We start from the raw sequence: 18,397 nt of genomic DNA, 5'->3' as shown, positions 1-18,397 counted from the left end.
CATGGCCGATTCTGCTTTTTTCTGCACCCTGTCTCATGAAGGCGTACTCGCGGTTCGCGGTGCGGACGCCGGAAAATTCCTGCAAGGCCAGTTGACCTGCAATATCAATTACCTGAGCGACACCCGCGCCAGCCTCGGCGCCCGCTGCACGCAGAAAGGCCGGATGCAGTCGAGCTTCCGCATCCTGCTTGAGGGCGACGGGGTGGTGATGGCGATGGCCAGCGCTCTGCTCGAGCCGCAACTGGCCGACCTGAAAAAGTACGCAGTGTTCTCCAAATCGAAACTGACCGATGAAAGCGCCGCCTGGGTGCGCTTCGGTCTGGCGCATGGCGATGCAGCCCTGACCAGCCTCGGTCTGGCACTGCCCGCCGAAACCGACAGCGTTGTGCGCCATGAAGGCCTGATCGCAATTCGCGTCTCGCCCGAGCGCGCCGAACTCTGGGTGCCTGCCGCTCAGGCGCCAAACATTCAAAGCCAACTGTCGACTGCGCTGCCTGAGGCCGAACTGAATCAATGGCTGCTGGGCCAGATCCGCGCCGGTATCGGCCAGGTCATGCCTTCCACTCGCGAACTGTTCATCCCGCAGATGCTCAATCTGCAGGCGGTCGGCGGCGTGAGCTTCAAGAAAGGCTGCTACACCGGCCAGGAAATCGTTGCGCGCATGCAGTACCTGGGCAAGCTCAAGCGGCGCCTGTACCGCCTGCGCCTCGACGCGGCCGAGTTGCCGGAGCCCGGCACTCAACTGTTCACCCCCAGCCACAACAGCTCAATCGGCGAAGTGGTGCTGGCGGCCAATGCCGAGGGAAACATTGAACTCCTGGCCGTGTTGCAGGCCGAAGCTGCCGAAGCCGGTGATTTGCGTCTGGGCGCCCTCGAAGGCCCCGCGTTGCACGTGCTCGACCTGCCTTACGAACTGGATCGCGACCGCGAAATCCAGCGTTGATCGCAGCATTGTTGCAACACCCTAGAGAGTCCAAATGAGCGAACTGGCGGAAAAGGTCCAACAGGATTTGGTTGCGGCCATCGATAACGATGACCTGGTTCTGCCAACTTTGCCGGAAGTGGCCCTGCAGATTCGCAAGGCTGCCGAGGATCCGGAAATCAGCGTCAGCGACCTGAGCAAAGTTATCGGCCGCGACACCGCGCTGTCGGCGCGCCTGATCAAAGTGGTCAACAGTCCGCTGCTGCGCGCCGCGCAGGAAGTCACCGACCTGCACACCGCCATCACCCGTTTGGGCATCAACTACAGCAGCAACCTGGCGATCGGTCTGGTGATGGAGCAGATCTTCAATGCCCGCTCCGAAGTGGTCGAACAGAAAATGCGCGAAGTCTGGCGCAGCAGTCTGGAAATCGCTGGCGTCAGCTATGCGCTGTGTCGTCGTCACACTCAGCTCAAACCCGATCAGGCGGCACTCGGCGGACTGGTGCATCAGATTGGCGTGCTGCCGATTCTGACTTACGCCGAAGACCACAATGAACTGCTCTCGGATGCGGTCAGCCTGACCCATGTGATCGAGCAGATTCACCCATTGCTCGGCGAGAAATTGCTGCGGGTGTGGGAGTTTCCCGAGCGCCTGGTGCATTTGCCGTTGCTGTATCAAGACTTCAGCCGCGACTCGACGCGCATCGATTACGTCGATGTCGTGCAGGTGGCCAATCTGTATTGCCGCAAGGACACCGACCATCCGTTTGCGCGGATTGACCCGTTTAGCGTGCCGGCGTTCAGAAAGCTCGGGATTGATCCGGAGAACAAGCAGTTTTGCGCGGATCTGGAAGAATCGCGGTCGATGTTCTACTGACCTGTGGTGAGGGGATTTATCCCCGTTGGGTTGCGAAGCGACGCTGAACTCTGCGACCCGTTTTTTTCCAGACAGATTGTGATCGCTGAACTGCGACTGCTGCGCAGCCGAGCGGGGATAAATCCCCTCGCCACAAAAAACCCTTGCCACAAAAGTATTACCCGGCAATAAAACTGACCCGCACCTTCAACCCTGCCTGCTCGCCATCATGCAAGGTGATCTGCGCCAGATGCGCGCGACAGATCTCGCCGACAATCGCCAAGCCCAGACCTGAACCGGCAACCTGCTGATTGCGCCGATAAAACCGTTCGAACACCCGATCACGCTCGTGCAGCGGGATGCCCGGCCCGTCGTCCTCGACCTCAAGCACCGCCGGGGCCGTGACCCGCAGAATCACATTGCCGCCCGATGGCGTATGCGCCAGCGCGTTGTCGACCAGATTGCTCAGCAGCTCATTGAGCAGCGTCGGCTCACCGCGCAGCCACACCGGTTCATCCGCTTCAAGCGCCAGCGCCACGCCGCGCTTGTGCGCCAACGGCGCCATGGCCATGCCCAGCTCTCGGGCCAATTGACTCAGATCGAGCAACTGCGCGCCGCCCTCGGCAATCGCCCGCGCGCCGTTTTCGACCCGGGCCAGCGATAGCAGCTGATTGGCCAGATGGGTCAAGCGATCGGTGCTTTGCGCGGACGATTCAAGGGTGGTGCGCCAGGTCTCCGGCTCGTTCGAGCGCAGGCCCAGTTCCAGGCGTGCCTTGAGTGCCGCCAGCGGCGTGCGCAACTCGTGAGCGGCATCGGCGATGAACTGCGCCTGCCGCTCGAACTGGCCGCGCAGACGCTCGGTGAAATGATTGAGCGCGCGGACCAAGGGTCCCAATTCATGCTGCACTTCCACCAGCGGCAGCGGCCGCAAGTCGTCGGGCTGGCGTTCCTCAACAGCGGTTCTTAACCGCTCCAGCGGGCGCAACGCCGCACTCACCGCGAACCACACCAGCAGCAATGCACCCACGGCCAACATGCCCAGGCGCAACAGGGTGTCAGCCGCCAGACTGCGCGCCATGCTGACCCGCGCTTCGTCGGTTTCAGCCACGCGGATTTCCGCCATGCCGTTCATGTTCGGCTCGCTTACTGCCTTGAGCAGACTGACCACACGCACGTTCTGGCCGTTGTACTTCGCGTTGTAAAAGCGCGCGAGCGCCGGATAGCTGTCGGTGCGCGGCGTGCCGGGCGGTGGCCCGGGGAGATTTTCGTAGCCGGAAATCAGCTTCTGGTGAATGTCGTTGACCTGGTAGTAAATGCGCCCGGCGCTGTCGTAGGCGAAGGTATCCAGCGCCACGTAAGGCACGTCGGCGCTGAGGCTGCCATCGCGCTGCGACAACCCGGCAGCGATGGTGCGTGCCGAGGCCAGCAGCGTGCGGTCATACGCGGTGTCGGCGGCTTCGCGACCGTTCCAGTAAGCGCTCAAACCACTGGCGAGCATCAGCACCACCAGCAACCATCCAAGGTTCCACAGCAACCGCCAGCGCAGGCTGCTGGGCTTATGCATCGCGGCTTTCCAGCAGATAGCCGAGGCCACGGAAGGTGACGATGGCCACGGGCTGGCCATCGAGCTTCTTGCGCAAGCGGTGCACGTAGATTTCGATGGCGTCGGGGCTGGCTTCTTCGTCGAGGCCGAACACCTGCGCGGCCAGTTGCTCTTTGCTCATTACTCGCCCCGGCCGCGCGATCAACGCTTCCAGGACAGCTTGCTCGCGGGAGGTGAGGGTCAGCAGTTCGTCGCCGAGGGTGAAGCGCCTTGTGTCGAGGTCGTAAGCCAGCACACCACAGCGCTGCTGACGCTCGCCGCCCAGCACACTGCGGCGCAGCAAGGCTTTGACCCGCGCTTCCAGTTCCGTCAGCTCAAACGGCTTGGCCAGGTAGTCGTCAGCACCGAGATTGAGGCCATGCACGCGATCCTTGACGTCACTGCGCGCGGTCAGCATCAACACCGGCAGGTTCTTGCCCCGTGCACGCAGCCGCGCCAGCACCTCGAAACCGTCCATGCGCGGCAGGCCGACATCGAGGATCGCCACGGCGTATTCCTCGCTGCCCAACGCCAGGTCGGCGGCCACGCCATCCTGCAACACATCCACGGTCAGACCGGTGCTCTTGAGCGCCTGAGCCACGCTTTCGGCCAGTTGCAAATGGTCTTCGACGAGCAGGACACGCATGGATTTTTACCTCGTTCAGGGTTGGCCGACGCCACGCTTTGCCGCGGAGTTTACAGCCGCAACCGCCGCTGTGAAGCCCGAAAACCGCGAAAGACAATTGAAAGGTTGTTGAAAGGTTAGCCGGATAGAGTCGGCCCACGGACAGTTTCGACTGTCGCCGCTGCTGCCACAGCGCAACGAAAAACGCCATGAAGCGTTTTCGACCCATAAGAACAATAACGGAGTACCCCAGCATGCCCTCCATGCGCACCAAGGCTTTAATGCCTGCTCGCCTTGCTCGATTCCACCGCTGCACTGTCGGCTTCTCGCCGCAGTCCTGTTTCCCCTCCGTTGTTTCAGTCGTTGCGCGCGCGCCGCGAGAAAACTGCGCCTGCCGCTAAGCTTTCGCGTTGCCCTTTGGTCATTCGGTCCATCCATAACAACAACTCCTCTGGAGACTCAAATGAACGTATCACTGCGTAAAGTTGCTCTCGCCGCTGGCGCGATGCTGTTTGCCGGCCAACTCATGGCCGAGCCGAAACGTCCGGAATGCATCGCGCCCGCCTCCCCCGGCGGCGGTTTCGACCTGACCTGCAAACTGGTGCAGAGCGCACTGGTCAACCAGAAGCTGCTGAGCAAACCGATGCGCGTCACCTACATGCCCGGCGGTGTCGGCGCGGTGGCGTACAACGCAGTGGTCGCGCAACGTCCGGCGGATGCCGGCACGCTGGTGGCGTGGTCGAGCGGTTCGCTGTTGAACCTGGCGCAGGGCAAGTTCGGCCGCTTCGATGAAACCAACGTGCGCTGGCTCGCGGCGGTCGGCACCAGCTACGGTGCCATCGCGGTGAAAAGCGATTCGCCCTACAAGACCCTCGACGATCTCGTTCAGGCGTTGAAGAAAGATCCAGGCTCGGTGGTCATCGGCTCCGGCGGCACCGTCGGCAGCCAGGACTGGATGCAGACCGCACTGATCGCCAAGGCTGCCGGGATCAACCCGCGCGAACTGCGTTACGTGGCACTCGAAGGCGGTGGTGAAATCGCCACGGCCCTGCTCGGCGGCCACATCCAGGTCGGCAGTACCGACATCTCCGACTCCATGCCGCACATCCAGAGTGGTGACATGCGTCTGCTCGCGGTGTTCTCGGACAAGCGTCTCGACGAACCGGAAATGAAGGACATCCCGACCGCTCGTGAGCAAGGCTACGACATCGTCTGGCCAGTGGTGCGCGGCTTCTACCTCGGACCAAAAGTCAGCGACGAAGACTACGCCTGGTGGAAAGATTCGTTCGACAAACTGCTGGCGTCCGACGAGTTCGCCAAGCTGCGCGATCAGCGTGAGCTGTTCCCGTTCGCCATGACTGGCCCGGAGCTGGACACCTACGTGAAGAAGCAGGTCGCCGACTACAAAGTGCTGGCCAAAGAGTTCGGCCTGATCCAGTGATCGTCTCTGTCTAGTGGCTGCGTCTCCTACGCGGGGACGCAGCACAGGAGCTCCCATGCTTATTCAACGCATTTTCGCCTCGGTGTTACTGCTGGTGTGTGCCGGCCTGGCACTGATGGCGTGGCCGTACCAAGCGGTTTTTTCCTATGAACCGGTCGGCCCGCGCGCCTTTCCGCTGCTGATGCTCGGCCTGATGGGGCTGGCGCTGCTGTACATGGTGTTTCGCCCGGCGCCGATCAAACACAACCCGGATGAGCCGCCGCTGGATCGCGAAGCCCTGACCAAGATCGGTCTGTGCGTGGTGTTGTTGCTGGTGTTTGCCGGCACCTTCGAACCCCTTGGCTTCATCGTGGCCAGCATCATTACCGGCGTACCGATGGCCCGTCTCTACGGCGGCCGCTGGCTACCGAGCGTGGTGATCATCAGCCTGATGGCGGTTGGTCTCTATCTGCTGTTCGATCGCTTGATGGATGTTCCGCTGCCCCTCGGCCTGCTCAGCGTCCTGGAGAACTGATATGGATACCCTTGGCTATTTGGGTCAGGGCTTCGGCGTCGCGCTGAGCCCGTACAACCTGGTGACCGCCCTGTGCGGCACCCTGATCGGCACCGTCGTCGGCCTGCTGCCGGGCCTCGGTCCGATCAACGGCGTGGCGTTGCTGATTCCGATCGCGTTCGCGCTCGGCCTGCCGCCGGAGTCGGCGCTGATCCTGCTCGCGGCGGTCTATCTGGGCTGCGAATACGGCGGCCGGATCAGCTCGATCCTGCTGAACATTCCGGGTGAAGCTTCCACCGTCATGACCACCCTCGACGGCTACCCGATGGCCCGCAAAGGTATGGCCGGTGTCGCGCTGTCACTGTCGGCGTGGAGTTCGTTCATCGGCGCGTTCATCGCCACCTGCGGCATGGTCCTGTTTGCGCCGCTGCTGGCGAAATGGGCGATTGCCTTCGGACCGGCGGAATACTTCGTGCTGATGGTGTTCGCGATTGTCTGTCTCGGCGGCATGGCCGGTGATCGACCGTTGAAGACCTTTATCGCGGCGCTGATCGGTCTGTTCCTTTCCACCGTCGGCATCGATGCCAACAGTGGCGTTTACCGTTTTACCGGCGACAACATTCACCTGACCGACGGCATCCAGTTCGTTGTGCTGGTGCTGGGTCTGTTCTCGATCAGCGAAATCCTTCTGCTGCTGGAAAAAACCCACCACGGCCAGGAAGCGGTGAAAGCCACCGGCCGGATGATGTTCAACTTCAAGGAAGCGGCGTCGGTTTTCGTCGTCAACGTCCGCTGCGGCGTGCTCGGTTTCATCATGGGTGTGCTGCCCGGCGCCGGCGCAACGCTCGCCAGTGCCGTGGCCTACATGACCGAGAAGCGCATCGCCGGCACCAGCGGCAAATTCGGTGAAGGCGATCCCCGTGGTCTGGCCGCGCCGGAAACCGCTATCGGCGGCGCGGCGTGCGGCGCTCTCGTTCCGATGCTGACCCTCGGCGTTCCGGGTTCGGGCACCACGGCGGTGATGATCGGCGCGCTGTCGCTGTACAACATCACCCCGGGTCCACTGCTGTTCCAACAGCAACCGGACATCGTCTGGGGCCTGATCGCGTCGTTGTTCATCGCCAACGTGATGCTGGTGATCCTCAACATCCCAATGATCCGCGTATTCACCCGCATCCTCGCCGTGCCGAACTGGGCGCTGGTGCCGATCATCGCGATCATCACCGGGATCGGCGTTTACGCGGTGCACGCGACCACCTTCGATCTGTTCCTGATGATCGGTATCGGCATCTTCGGTTACATCCTGCGCAAGCTGGATTTCCCGCTGTCGCCGCTGCTGCTGGGCTTCATCCTCGGTGGCCTGATGGAGCAGAACCTGCGTCGCGCCCTGTCGATCTCCAATGGCGCGCTGGAGATTCTCTGGTCGAGTCCGATCACCTTCGGTTGCTGGATCCTCACCGCGATCATGCTGCTGATGCCGCTGATCCGCATCTGGCGCAAGCGTTCGGCGGCACGGCGCGTCATTGCCGATGTTTGATCGCTTGTCCCTGAAAGCCTGGTGGGGCACCCCGCTGGTCGGTCTGCTTGGTGGTTTCATCGCCAGCCAGATCGGCTGGCCGCTACCGTGGATGGTCGGCTCGTTGCTGGCGATCATCCTGGTGCGCTGCCTGACGCCGTGGCAACTGGCGGAAATCCCCGGCGGGCGCAAGTGCGGCCAGTGGATCGTCGGCATCGGTATCGGCCTGCACTTCACCCCGCTGGTGATGGAACAGGTGCTCAGTCATTTCGGTTTGATCTTCTTCGGTGCATTGGTCACCAGCCTTTCGGCGGTGGTCGGCGTGTGGCTGATGCGCCGCACCGGCGAGGATCGCGCCACGGCGTTTTTCTCAAGCATGCCCGGTGGTTCCGGGGAGATGGTCAACCTCGGCGCGCGCAACGGTGCTCTGCTCAGCCATGTCGCGGCCGGGCAGAGTCTGCGGGTGTTGGTGGTGGTGTTGTGCGTGCCGGCGGCGTTCAAGTATCTGCTCGGTGACGGCACGCCGATTTCTCACGCCGGCAGTGTCGATTGGCGCTGGCTGGCGATTCTGTTTCCGGCGGGCGCCCTGCTCGCCTGGCTCTGGCAGCGTCTGCGCCAACCCAATCCATGGCTGTTCGGGCCGTTGCTGGTCAGTGCGGCGGTGAGCATTACGTGGGATCTGCACATCGGCTTACCCAACGGCGGCAGTCAGATCGGCCAATGGCTGATTGGCAGCGGCCTGGGCTGTCACTTCAATCGGCAGTTCTTCCGCCGCGCGCCGTCGTTCATGGGCCGGACGTTGATCGGCACGGCGCTGACCATGTTGATCGCGTCGCTGGCGGCGCTGGGCTTGAGTGCATTGACCCATCTGGATCTGCGTTCACTGACCCTGGGCATGATGCCTGGGGGGATCGCCGAGATGAGCCTGACGGCGGAGACCCTGCAACTGTCGGTGCCGCTGGTGACGGCGATGCAGGTGATGCGGCTGTTGTTTGTGCTGTTTCTGGCGGAGCCGTTGTTCAAGTACTGGAATCGTCATCCCGCGTAAGTCTGCGAGATCCGGTCGCTCTTTTCGCGACCAGGCTCGCTCCCACAGGGGGTTTGTGGCTTGCACACAATTCCTGTGGGAGCGAGCCTGCTCGCGAAGGGGCCAACCCGGTCGACACATCAAATCGGTGGCAAGCGCCAGTCGATCGGCGTTTCGCCATTCTGTTCGAGAAACTTGTTGGTCCGGCTGAAATGCCCACAGCCCAAAAACCCGCGATAGGCCGACAACGGCGACGGATGCACCGAGGTCAGCACCAGGTGCTTGGTCGCGTCGATAAGCTTCTGCTTGCTCTGCGCATGGGCGCCCCAAAGCATGAACACCAGGTGCGGCTGCCGTTCGCTGACCACTTCAATGATGCGGTCGGTGAAGTGTTGCCAGCCCTTGTCCTTGTGCGCGTTGGCGTTGGCGCGCTCAACCGTCATGGTGGTGTTGAGCAGCAGCACGCCCTGCTCGGCCCAGCTCTGCAGGTAGCCGTGGTTGGGAATGTCGATATTGAGGTCGCGCTTCAGCTCTTTATAGATGTTGACCAGCGACGGCGGCGCCGGCACGCCCGGTTGCACCGAGAAGCACAGACCGTGGGCCTGGCCCGGGCCGTGGTACGGGTCTTGGCCGAGAATTACCACTTTCACCTTGTCCAGGGGCGTTGAGTTCAGTGCGTTGAAAATCATCGGTCCCGGCGGATAGATTTCCTTGCCGGCCGCCCGCTCCTGCTGCAGAAAGCTGCGCAACTCTGCCATGTAAGGCTGGTCGAACTCAGCACGCAGTGCCTCCTTCCAGCTCGGTTCGAGTTTGATACGGTCGTCAGCAGTCATGGTCATTTCCGGCAAAAACAATGGGGCGAACCCTAGGAAAGCCGACCACGCTTGTCAATTGATCTGACGCAGATCCGGCACTTTCCCCCATAGCGATCATACTGATCGCTCAAATTCCCGATCGAGGTCACGATGAATCTGCACTTCGAAGAACTTACCGGCACCGACGGCGCCCGCATCGGCATTGCCAGCCTGGATGCCGAAAAATCGTTGAACGCGCTGTCCCTGCCGATGATCAATGCGCTCAGCGACAAATTGAACGCCTGGGCCAATGACCCGCAAATCGTCTGCGTACTGCTGCGCGGTAACGGCGCCAAAGCCTTCTGCGCCGGTGGCGAAGTGCGCAGCCTGGTCGAAGCCTGCCGCGCTCACCCCGGCGAAGTGCCGCCGCTGGCCGCGCAGTTTTTCAGCGCGGAATATCGCCTCGATTACAGCCTGCATACCTATCCGAAGCCGCTGATCTGCTGGGGTCACGGTTACGTGCTTGGCGGCGGCATGGGCCTGTTGCAGGGCGCGAGCACGCGGATCGTCACGCCGAGCAGCCGTCTGGCGATGCCGGAAATCACCATTGGTCTGTATCCGGACGTTGGCGCCAGCTGGTTTCTTGCGCGGTTGCCGGGCAAGCTCGGCTTGTTTCTCGGTCTGACCGGCGCGCATATCAACGGCCGTGATGCGCTGGATCTGGATCTGGCCGACCGCTTCCTGCTCGACGAACAGCAACCGCAATTGATCGAAGGCTTGCTGCAATTGAACTGGCAGGAACAGACCGCCATGCAGCTCAACAGCCTGCTCAAGGCTTTGCAGCAGGAAGCACTTGGGCAAATGCCCGAAGCGCAGTGGCTGCCGCGTCGTCAGCTGATCGACGAACTGCTCGATGTCAGCGACGTTGCCTGCGCGTGGAAAGCCATCAGCCTGCACCGCGACAGCAGCGATCCGTTGATTGCCCGCGCGGCGAAAACCATGACCGAGGGCTCGCCGCTGACCGCGCATCTGGTCTGGGAACAGATCAACCGCGCGCGGCACATGTCGCTGGCCGAAGTATTCCAGATGGAATACACCCTGAGCCTCAATTGCTGCCGCCATCCGGAATTCAGCGAAGGCGTGCGCGCGCGGCTGATCGACAAGGATCAGAAACCGCACTGGCACTGGCCGGATATCAATAACGTGCCGGATGCGGTGGTCGAGGCGCACTTTCATAAAGTCTGGGAGGGGCGGCATCCGTTGGCGGATCTGACCCAGTATTGAGGTGACGCGAGGCCCGCGCTGGCGACTGGATTGCCATCGCGGGCCGGCTCAATCGGTCATCTTGTCAGACATTCAGTTCGTAGAACTCAATGATTTCCTTGATTGCCCGCTGCGCTGCATCGTCGCCCTTTATCAAAATATCCTCGACATCCCTCAGTGGCGGAAGCGGGTGCAGACGCTCGGCAATCTGCGTCGCGCTGTAGTCTTGAGTCGCTGTTCCTTCGCTGACTCTTATGAAGCCAATAGCGCTTTCACCTTCGGCAAAGTGCCCGGAAACCCGGATTTTCGGCGCCATGCCGTAATCCACCACGATCACCAGATCATCGCGCTCACGGTGAAATTTCAGGTTTTCGATCGTTAGCCTGCGCTCGGAAAAATCGATCCCGTCCAGACCTCCTCCGTTGTTGATGATCACGTCTCTGCCGAGGCCATCGTATCGGTAGATATCATTTCCAGCGCCGCCGGCCAGCGTGTCATTGCCCGGCCCACCCAGCAGCAGATCATCACCGTGGCTGCCCATCAGCACGTCGTCGCCGTGCATGCCTCGGATCTCTCCCGTCCCGCTTATCGTGTCGTTGCCGCGACCGCCCACGAGTGGCAGCGCTCGTTCGTCTCGCAAGGAAGTTGAACGGCTGGGATGGTTGACGATGACACCCGTACGAAAAGTCTCGGGCGCAGGGCCGAGCCGACTTGATTCCAGGAGCTGCTTCAAACTTGCGACCGCCCCATCGGCGAACTTGACGAGCTCAATACCGGCGCCCTCAAGTTCACCGCTGTGGGGCAAGACGATGCGGACTTTTTGCGTCCCACCCCATTGGATATCGAGCGTCGGATGGAGCATTTTCGCTCGCGGCGGGTTGCGGTAAGCCCCGCGACTCGGGTTGGGCTCCAGCTCGACATGGGTGGTCTCTATCAGCGCAGCACCCCAGCTCAATTGCAGTGCATCGCGCTTCGCTTCCGCTGGAAGGACGACCGTGTCCTGATCGATCAATCCGTACTCATCTTTCCACCCCGCTACGCCAACTTCTGCTCGGTGGAAAACAGGGTTGAGCACGTCCGCAATCGTGGTTGTTGCCCCGGCATTCGCTTGCACGACGTAGGTGTCGGCGCCGTCTTCGCCGTAGAGCCAGTCATCACCCGAGCCGCTGAGCAGATAGTCGGCGCCCTCGGAGCCGAGCAAGGTATCGTCACCTGCCCCTGCGGATAGAAACGCGCCCGGTGTTCTGTCGCCGACAGTGCCGTAGTCAAGTGGGGAGCCTGCATAAGCGACGATCAGATCATCACCCGCGCCGCCGTGGAAAACGTTTTCCACTTCGACGTTGACTCGCCCGCCGGCATCGCCGCCATGGACGATTTTGCGTTTGATCGTTTCAGTTGTGACATCCCAGCGAAACGCCTTGGGCACTGTTACGCCCGAACTGAAGCTTGCCGCCGGATAGACGTACCAGCCTTCAAGCGCGCCGGATTGCTTTCGGTCTTCAACCAATACGTCGCCCGTATTGAAGAAAAACCCGTTGGCCGAGCCGGATCGATAATAGCGAGGCGCCTGACTTGAGGAGGCGACTGCTCCCTCGGCTTTCACCGGTTTATGTTCGACACGGGTTGTGGTTGTCGACTGCCTTTCACTGACTACGGCTTGCCCTGCATCCGCCTTCATCCATGGCGGCGTTTCAGACAGTGTCCCCGCTTCGACGCTGCCATCGATCAGCTCGGTGTGAGTGGTGTAACCGGTGTCGCTGGTGGTGACATGACTGCGCACCCAGACGCCTTGCTCATTCAAGGTAAAACCTGTGGCGTGTCTGCGGGCGGAGCGTTTTGACTTGATTTGCGCGAGGAACTCATCGGTCCAGTTGACCGCTTGAACAGATGCCACCAGGCCTTGCGCCGCAGCGGTGACATCGTCTGGCTGAACCGGATCCGCAACTTTGCTTTCAGGGGTTGCCGAGGCGGTGACAGGTTCCGGTACGGGTGGCTCGGACATCTCTATCGGTGGCAATGTTTTGCGCAGGACATCTGCGTAATCAAGTACCCCGCCGTCGCTGAAACTGAATGTGGAGTCCTTCCACTTCTCGTGATTCTTGATGAGTATCGCGTCGCCCGTGCCATTGGCCAGTCGCAACACCGTGCCGACGGTAACGTCGATAACGTCGGCCTTAAGGCTTTGCGCGCAAAACCCTGCACCGAACCTGATGAGGTTGCGGCCGCCGGCATCGGTGACGATATCCAGGCCGTCGCCAGCGCCGAAATAGTAGATGTCGGCGCCATCCATGCCATCCAGCACGTCAGCACCGGGGCCGCCATCAAACACATTGTCGCCAGAATCACCGCGAAGGTAGTCCGTCCCTTCCCCGCCCAGCAGGGTGTCGTTGCCACCACCTCCGAGCAGCGTGTCGTTACCTGAGCCACCGTGCAGATAATCGGCATTGTGCTCGGCCTCAGCGCTGTTTTCGTAATCGCCGGCAAGAATGTCGTCACCCGCGCCGCCGTACAGCGTGTCGGCACCGAAACCACCCTGTAACGTATCGTTTCCTTCGCCGCCCTGAAGCACGTCATTGTTGCTTCCGCCCGGCTGCAGGTCAGACACATCGCCATCGAGAAAATCCGCCCCTGCGCCACCCGTCAGCGTATCCGCGCCGCCCATGCCGCGCAGGGTGTCATCCCCCGCGCCGCCATCGAGAAAGTCGTTGCCGTGATAGCGAACCGGATGCTCAGGGCTATCGCCAATCAGATCGTCATGGCCTTCGCCGCCGAAGAGCAAATCATCGCCAGCGCCGCCCCAGAGCGTGTCATCGCCGGAGCCACCGTCCAGCAGATCATCGCCAAAAAAATGCGCGGCATCGCCTTCGACGCCGTCCAGTACGCCGTCATCACCCTGCAAAATGTCGTTGCCAGGGCCGCCATACAGCGCGTCGCTGCCACCGTTACCGGCGAGCCGGTCATCACCGCTACCGCCGTCCAGCACATCGTTGCCATGGTGTTTGCTGGGTAGCCCACCGCCCCAATCGAGGTTGTCGCCGAGCATTACGTCGTTGCCGCTGCCACCGGTCAGGGTGTCGTCACCTTGATCGCCTTTGAGAAAATCGTCGTCAGCTCCGCCGTCAAGCAGGTCCTCACCCCAGCCGCCGTTGATAATGTCCTTGCCGCCCTGCCCGTACAGCACGTCGTCACCGCCCTCGGGCGCACTGTTTATCGAGGCCTTTGAATAGACCGCTCGGTGACTGGTTACACCGCGAGCTATGGGGACGTCAGCGCGTTTGACCGCCCAACCTTGTTCCAGTGCACCAGTGGTTTCGTCTCCGGATAACACATCGTCGCCAGCACCGCCGATCAAGGTATCCCGGTCATTACCACCGAGCAGAACATCTCGGGATGCCGTACCGATAAGCAAATCGTCACCTTGCCCGCCGTCGAGCCAGTCTCCGCGACTTGCCTTGCCCTTGGCGTCACCGTCGGCCATAGCTTTTTCGAGCGTCGTCTGCTTGTCGCCGAATAACCGATCGTTTTCAGCCTTGCCGAACAATCGATCAGAACCACCCAGGCCGAGAATGATGTCGTCTGCAGCGGAACCGTAAAGTACGTCGGCCTTGTTGCGCTGTTTGACCTTGGGCAGCAGCACCACGTTGCCCAGCTCATCAAAGGAAGGCTGATCGCCGGGAACAGTCGGATCCGCGTCTTTGGCTTTCCAGTCGCCCTGGAGCGTCAAATCCGCAGCAGTGAGCGGCTGCCCCTCGTATTCAGGGAGGCGGATGCCAAGCATCCCGGGCTGGAAGTTCTTGATGACCACCAGATCGCTCTGGCCATATTTGATGTTGAGGGTGTGTTCAACAAGCGTCAGGGTGATGGACCGATCCTCGGTAGACCAGATATTGCTCAGAGGCGCGCGGCGTTTGAGTGCGGGAATCGGTGCGCCGTTGATCCACAGCTGCCCATTGGCATTGGCATCAAGAATCTCGTCTAGGCCATCGCCGCTGGCGAATTCATAACGGTCGCTACCTTCGCCCCCGATCAAGGAGTCGTTACCCTTTCCTCCGAGCAGAACATCGTCACCGGCCATCCCGTACAACTCATCATTGCCGTCACCTCCGGTTAGCGAGTCATTGCCGCGACCACCTTCAATGACATCGTGACCGGCCATCCCATCGATGGAGTCATTGCCCACGCCGCCATACAGATGATCGGCATTTGCGCCACCAGCGAAAGATCGCCCGCCGTCATCACCGAACATGGCCAGCGGGTTCAGCACTCCGGTGGTCATCGGCGCCTGTTTGCCTGAGGCGAGATCGGAGTAGGAAAACTTCTGCAGCGAGTGTTCGCCAAACGAGCCCTGGATTCGGGCGATCAACCGCGCCAGCATTTGCGCTCGATCCGCCAGCCACTGCGCGGTGATAAAGCCTTCGCCAGTGTGCGGATCGTAAAGCTCGAGGTTGCGATCGGGATAACCGTCGGCTCGTTCTATGACGACTTCACTGAGTTGCTGCAAAGAGTTGCGCAACGCCAGACCGAGCGGCGTCGCCTCGCCTGCCAGTTTCGCCCATGCATTGGCATTGCCGAACTCGCTTATTGTCCGGGTGACGATGCTTTGCGACCGCTCTGGGGAGAATGCCGAGAAGAAGGCGTAAGCGTTGCTGGCGAAGGTGTCGTTGGTAGTGGGTATGGCAGCAGAATCGCCGTCGTAAGTGCGCTTGAACATGTCGAGAAATTCGTTCTGGCCGTAGCGCAAGATCAGCTCGACGACGGCGGCAACAGGCGTGCCTTTGACTACATGCTGAATCAGCGGATTCACACTGCCACTGGCCAGCGCGATGTTGATTTGCTCGGGTACGACCGATAGCAGACTTTGCAGTGGATTGATGCCGAAATTGCTGATCGCCGCTCGCAGGCCGACGCTATAGGCGTCGATGGCGAAGAGAATGTTTTTATAGTCGTCGAGCCGGTTGGCTTTTGCCTGAGTGGGTGGGCCGCCATCTTCCGCATCCGGGTCGCCCGCAGAGATCAGTCTCCACGTTTCATAGGGAGGTTTACCGCCCAACAGGCTGAATCCGACTGTTCCAGACCAACCAGAGTTACGTTTCACGGCGGTGTCGTCCTCCCCGCAAACCTCCTTGAACAGCGCCTCGCCAATCGCGCTGGCGTCGATTTCTGCGATCTGGCTGATTGACGGAACAGTCCAGGGTGCCAGTTGACCGGCAAGGGATCCGTTGATCAGGGTATTGATGAAGTTGACGGCAACCTGGTTGGATGAAAGCTGCATCAGGTCTTCACTGAAAATTGTATTCAGTCTGAGTTCACCCTGGCGTGAGGTGTAACCACGAATCAGGGCAGAGTAGGCACCGTTTCCACCGTTGGCATCAATGGCCACTGCAAGCCAGAGTCTGGCGCTTTTCAGCACCTCTCCAGCCTCTTTATCGGCAGCTGCAACGTCAGAAACTTTCTCACCAATAATATCGAACAGCTTTTGGTACAGGGGGGCGCAGCTTGCCCCTGCTAATTTCAGTGCATCGTACTGAAGTTGTTTTGAGCGCAGCCTCATTCCTTTGCAAATATTTGCTGCGTTGAAAATCTCTGATTTTTCCATATCGCTGAATACATAACTCATTGTTACTTCCTTGTAATAACAGAGCGTGAAAGATAGTCACTGAGATATTTGAGCATCTCAGGTGCTTCGCGTAATGACGCTAATCCGAGACCTACGCTACCGTGCCCCCCGGCAAAGTCGAAGTTATCCAGATTGATATTGCAGAAGAAATTCAGTTTGCCGAAATCAAGATTTTCCAATTCAGTTCTGCTGAACCTTGCCAGTTTCTCGTCAGTCAGCTTTTCCTCCGAAGCCGGGCGAATCAAGCCGTCACAGTTGATCAACCGAGGGGTTCCATCTCGCCGCGGCCAGCCAGTAATGACAAACGTTCTAACCGAATCTTCATTCTTGAAATGCGGCGGAGGTGCATCGAGCCAAATCTCCAGCCCCGGATAATTCTTTAGTTTCACAATCAACTCATCCGGCCAGTTGACGTGTCGATAACCCCGCTCATGGGGCTCGGTAGTTTCCTTTCTGGTAAAAAGCCCGGCATTCAATTTATAGAGCCGCCAGCTTTCGGGGATCGGTTCCAGGCGCTGATTCTGGTGCCGGCGCAGCCCCGTCCCGGTCCACCAGAAAAGCCCCTTCAGAGCAATCGCCAGACACGCTTTCTTGTTCACCATCTCAGGCATGCCAACGTAAAACTCGGGGACTAGTGTCTTATCTATATAGGCGCCGCCTAATATCGGCACTTGCTTCATGCTCGCCAGCTTGTTCTGGCAAGCTTTCTCGTTTGCTTGGTGAATAGCCGCCGACTCGGCAGATTGTTCTTTGCGAATATAAAATTCCGCTACGCAATAACAGACATAAAAGAACAATCCATACTTCAATAACCTTTTAAACCACTTGATCGTCTGCTTACGCGACTTCCTGGACATTTCAAACCTCCCGCTCAAACTGCGGAACGGTTGGTATGTCGTTATGCCCGGATATCGCGCTTGCAAAAACCTCAAAATACTGGCTCACGCCCGATTCCACACTGAACCGACCTGCCGTCAACTTCGCGGCGCTGGCAAGTCCATCGTACTCACCTGCCGACTTCAAAACCTTGCTTATACTTCTGGCAATTCCTTGATGGTCGAAGAAATCCACCAACACGCCATTACCCCCCTCGACAATGACTTCCCTTACCGGAGCCGTATCCGACGCAACAACCACACAACCGGACGCCATCGCCTCCAGTAACGACCACGACAAGACAAACGGATACGTCAAATAAACATGGACTTTGGAACATGCGAGAACCGCGCGGTAAGTCTGGTAAGGAAGTTTCCCTGTGAAATGCACTCTGGAGTGATCGAAACTGACCTCCGCCTCCATCCTGCTGCGCCAATCCGGGTACCCGACCGGCTTACTCCCATAACTGACACCGTCACCGCCAACCACGATGATCTGCGCATCGGGGCACTCGGCCTGAATAAGCGGGATCGCTCGCATGAAACTGTGAAAGCCGCGATAAGGCTCGAGGTTTCTGGCGACATAGGTAACGATCGGCTGTCCGGCTTTGAGCTCGATTCCATTGGGCAATCTGACTGCCCCGACTTTCGCCAGGTCAGAACGTTGAATCACACCTTCGTGAATGACCCGAATCGCCGACCGGTAAGCGGCCGGAAACAGGCTGCGCTGCCACTGGGTAGGCGCGATTGCGATATCACATTGTTGAAGATTCAACAGATGCAGCGAGTTGAGCACGCGCAGCCGTGACGACTCTCTTGTAGCTCGGCGGAATTCGGGGTCGAACCCGCAATCGGCGCCCTGCGCTCGATAGTAATACTCGCAATAGTGAATCAGCGGCGTATCGGCATAGACATCCTTGGCAAACAGCGTCTCTCCCCATCCGGGATGAGCAAGAATCACGTCTGGCTGATAGCCCGAACGTTTCAGCCTGCCCAGTATTTCAAAAACCTTCTGCCCGTCGATCACCGCTTGTTCGTAGCGGATCAGATAGGGGTGAATATTGCCGGGCGCTCGGCTGGTCGCTCGATATCGACAGGTGTCCACACCGGCGACGCCCGGTGCCGTGTCCCGACCTATCGCCACAACCTCATCACCGCGCTCCAGCGCCGCCAGCACCACATGACGGAACTGGCCGGGAAAATTTTGATGAATAACCAGTAGTTTCATAGTGCTGAACGTCCATTTATCGCCGCTATCGAGCTGAGGATTGCTCGCCTCGTTCGGCATCCATGAACGCTAACAAACACCACGAAATGAAACTGTAGGACGCTTCCGGGATTGCCTTGGGAGATGGCCCACGGAACGCTTTTTCGCCGGGCAAAAAA

General features: G+C 60.0%; 13 protein-coding genes. 7 read left to right on the top strand and 6 right to left on the bottom strand.

Annotation, left to right across the window (positions count from 1 at the left end; all coding sequences use genetic code 11):
- Position 1: 1 nt before the first annotated feature.
- On the top strand, positions 2–943 hold the full coding sequence (locus OC605_RS17410) for a YgfZ/GcvT domain-containing protein (RefSeq protein WP_262138437.1): 942 nt from the start codon (positions 2–4) through the stop codon (positions 941–943).
- 34 nt (positions 944–977) lie between these two features.
- On the top strand, positions 978–1,799 hold the full coding sequence (locus OC605_RS17405) for an HDOD domain-containing protein (protein WP_016770675.1): 822 nt from the start codon (positions 978–980) through the stop codon (positions 1,797–1,799).
- 157 nt (positions 1,800–1,956) lie between these two features.
- Here the strand turns inward: OC605_RS17405 and OC605_RS17400 are convergent, their stop codons facing one another.
- Together OC605_RS17400 and OC605_RS17395 are read right to left on the bottom strand one after the other, a co-directional pair.
- The gene (locus tag OC605_RS17400; protein ID WP_024011993.1) at positions 1,957–3,342 is read right to left on the bottom strand and encodes a sensor histidine kinase; all 1,386 of its coding nucleotides are present in this window, start codon (positions 3,340–3,342) and stop codon (positions 1,957–1,959) included.
- Entirely contained in the window at positions 3,335–4,006 is a 672-nt protein-coding gene (locus OC605_RS17395) for a response regulator (protein ID WP_262138434.1), read from the bottom strand. The genes OC605_RS17400 and OC605_RS17395 overlap by 8 nt, the downstream gene beginning before the upstream one ends.
- Before the next feature lie 442 nt (positions 4,007–4,448).
- Between OC605_RS17395 and OC605_RS17390 the strand changes: the two genes are divergently transcribed.
- Genes OC605_RS17390 through OC605_RS17375 form a run of 4 tightly spaced genes read left to right on the top strand, consistent with a single transcriptional unit; the run spans position 4,449 to position 8,483 of the window.
- Positions 4,449–5,426, top strand: coding sequence for a Bug family tripartite tricarboxylate transporter substrate binding protein (locus tag OC605_RS17390; RefSeq protein WP_024011991.1), 978 nt, complete (start codon positions 4,449–4,451; stop codon positions 5,424–5,426).
- A gap of 55 nt (positions 5,427–5,481) precedes the next feature.
- Positions 5,482–5,940, top strand: a complete 459-nt coding sequence (locus tag OC605_RS17385; protein ID WP_262138432.1) for a tripartite tricarboxylate transporter TctB family protein — start codon at positions 5,482–5,484, stop codon at positions 5,938–5,940.
- Between the two features lies 1 nt (position 5,941).
- Positions 5,942–7,456 carry a tripartite tricarboxylate transporter permease gene (locus tag OC605_RS17380; protein ID WP_016771277.1) on the top strand — a complete coding sequence of 505 codons (1,515 nt, stop codon included), beginning with the start codon at positions 5,942–5,944 and terminating at the stop codon, positions 7,454–7,456.
- A complete protein-coding gene (locus OC605_RS17375; protein WP_056783516.1) occupies positions 7,449–8,483 on the top strand; it encodes an AbrB family transcriptional regulator in 1,035 nt (344 codons plus the stop codon). The genes OC605_RS17380 and OC605_RS17375 overlap by 8 nt, the downstream gene beginning before the upstream one ends.
- Before the next feature lie 119 nt (positions 8,484–8,602).
- Here OC605_RS17375 and ung read toward each other — a convergent pair whose 3' ends face one another.
- On the bottom strand, positions 8,603–9,295 hold the full coding sequence (ung, locus tag OC605_RS17370) for a uracil-DNA glycosylase (RefSeq protein ID WP_024011989.1): 693 nt from the start codon (positions 9,293–9,295) through the stop codon (positions 8,603–8,605).
- A gap of 132 nt (positions 9,296–9,427) precedes the next feature.
- On the opposite strand from ung, the gene OC605_RS17365 reads away from it, so the two are divergent.
- Positions 9,428–10,540, top strand: a complete 1,113-nt coding sequence (locus OC605_RS17365) for an enoyl-CoA hydratase/isomerase family protein (RefSeq protein ID WP_262138429.1) — start codon at positions 9,428–9,430, stop codon at positions 10,538–10,540.
- Positions 10,541–10,604: 64 nt separating this feature from the next.
- Here the strand turns inward: OC605_RS17365 and OC605_RS17360 are convergent, their stop codons facing one another.
- Genes OC605_RS17360 through OC605_RS17350 form a run of 3 tightly spaced genes read right to left on the bottom strand, consistent with a single transcriptional unit; the run spans position 10,605 to position 18,239 of the window.
- A complete protein-coding gene (locus OC605_RS17360; RefSeq protein ID WP_262138427.1) occupies positions 10,605–16,136 on the bottom strand; it encodes a calcium-binding protein in 5,532 nt (1,843 codons plus the stop codon).
- Between the two features lie 2 nt (positions 16,137–16,138).
- Positions 16,139–16,993: a hypothetical protein gene (locus tag OC605_RS17355; RefSeq protein WP_262138425.1), complete on the bottom strand. Its 855-nt coding sequence runs from the start codon at positions 16,991–16,993 to the stop codon at positions 16,139–16,141.
- Position 16,994: 1 nt separating this feature from the next.
- On the bottom strand, positions 16,995–18,239 hold the full coding sequence (locus tag OC605_RS17350) for a glycosyltransferase family 4 protein (RefSeq protein ID WP_262138423.1): 1,245 nt from the start codon (positions 18,237–18,239) through the stop codon (positions 16,995–16,997).
- Positions 18,240–18,397 lie beyond the last annotated feature (158 nt).

The sequence above is a fragment of the Pseudomonas sp. Marseille-Q5117 genome, from assembly GCF_946901175.1.
GTDB classification, from domain to species: domain Bacteria; phylum Pseudomonadota; class Gammaproteobacteria; order Pseudomonadales; family Pseudomonadaceae; genus Aquipseudomonas; species Aquipseudomonas iranensis.
This window is presented reverse-complemented; position numbering and strand designations above follow the sequence as displayed.

What these genes read in the sequence shown, in the direction of transcription:
- OC605_RS17410 (WP_262138437.1), top strand. Translation starts at nt 2, where the DNA reads ATGGCCGATTCTGCTTTTTTCTGCACCCTGTCTCATGAAGGCGTACTC.
- OC605_RS17405 (WP_016770675.1), top strand. Translation starts at nt 978, where the DNA reads ATGAGCGAACTGGCGGAAAAGGTCCAACAGGATTTGGTTGCGGCCATC.
- OC605_RS17400 (WP_024011993.1), bottom strand. Translation starts at nt 3,342, where the DNA reads ATGCATAAGCCCAGCAGCCTGCGCTGGCGGTTGCTGTGGAACCTTGGA.
- OC605_RS17395 (WP_262138434.1), bottom strand. Translation starts at nt 4,006, where the DNA reads ATGCGTGTCCTGCTCGTCGAAGACCATTTGCAACTGGCCGAAAGCGTG.
- OC605_RS17390 (WP_024011991.1), top strand. Translation starts at nt 4,449, where the DNA reads ATGAACGTATCACTGCGTAAAGTTGCTCTCGCCGCTGGCGCGATGCTG.
- OC605_RS17385 (WP_262138432.1), top strand. Translation starts at nt 5,482, where the DNA reads ATGCTTATTCAACGCATTTTCGCCTCGGTGTTACTGCTGGTGTGTGCC.
- OC605_RS17380 (WP_016771277.1), top strand. Translation starts at nt 5,942, where the DNA reads ATGGATACCCTTGGCTATTTGGGTCAGGGCTTCGGCGTCGCGCTGAGC.
- OC605_RS17375 (WP_056783516.1), top strand. Translation starts at nt 7,449, where the DNA reads ATGTTTGATCGCTTGTCCCTGAAAGCCTGGTGGGGCACCCCGCTGGTC.
- ung (WP_024011989.1), bottom strand. Translation starts at nt 9,295, where the DNA reads ATGACTGCTGACGACCGTATCAAACTCGAACCGAGCTGGAAGGAGGCA.
- OC605_RS17365 (WP_262138429.1), top strand. Translation starts at nt 9,428, where the DNA reads ATGAATCTGCACTTCGAAGAACTTACCGGCACCGACGGCGCCCGCATC.
- OC605_RS17360 (WP_262138427.1), bottom strand. Translation starts at nt 16,136, where the DNA reads ATGAGTTATGTATTCAGCGATATGGAAAAATCAGAGATTTTCAACGCA.
- OC605_RS17355 (WP_262138425.1), bottom strand. Translation starts at nt 16,993, where the DNA reads ATGTCCAGGAAGTCGCGTAAGCAGACGATCAAGTGGTTTAAAAGGTTA.
- OC605_RS17350 (WP_262138423.1), bottom strand. Translation starts at nt 18,239, where the DNA reads ATGAAACTACTGGTTATTCATCAAAATTTTCCCGGCCAGTTCCGTCAT.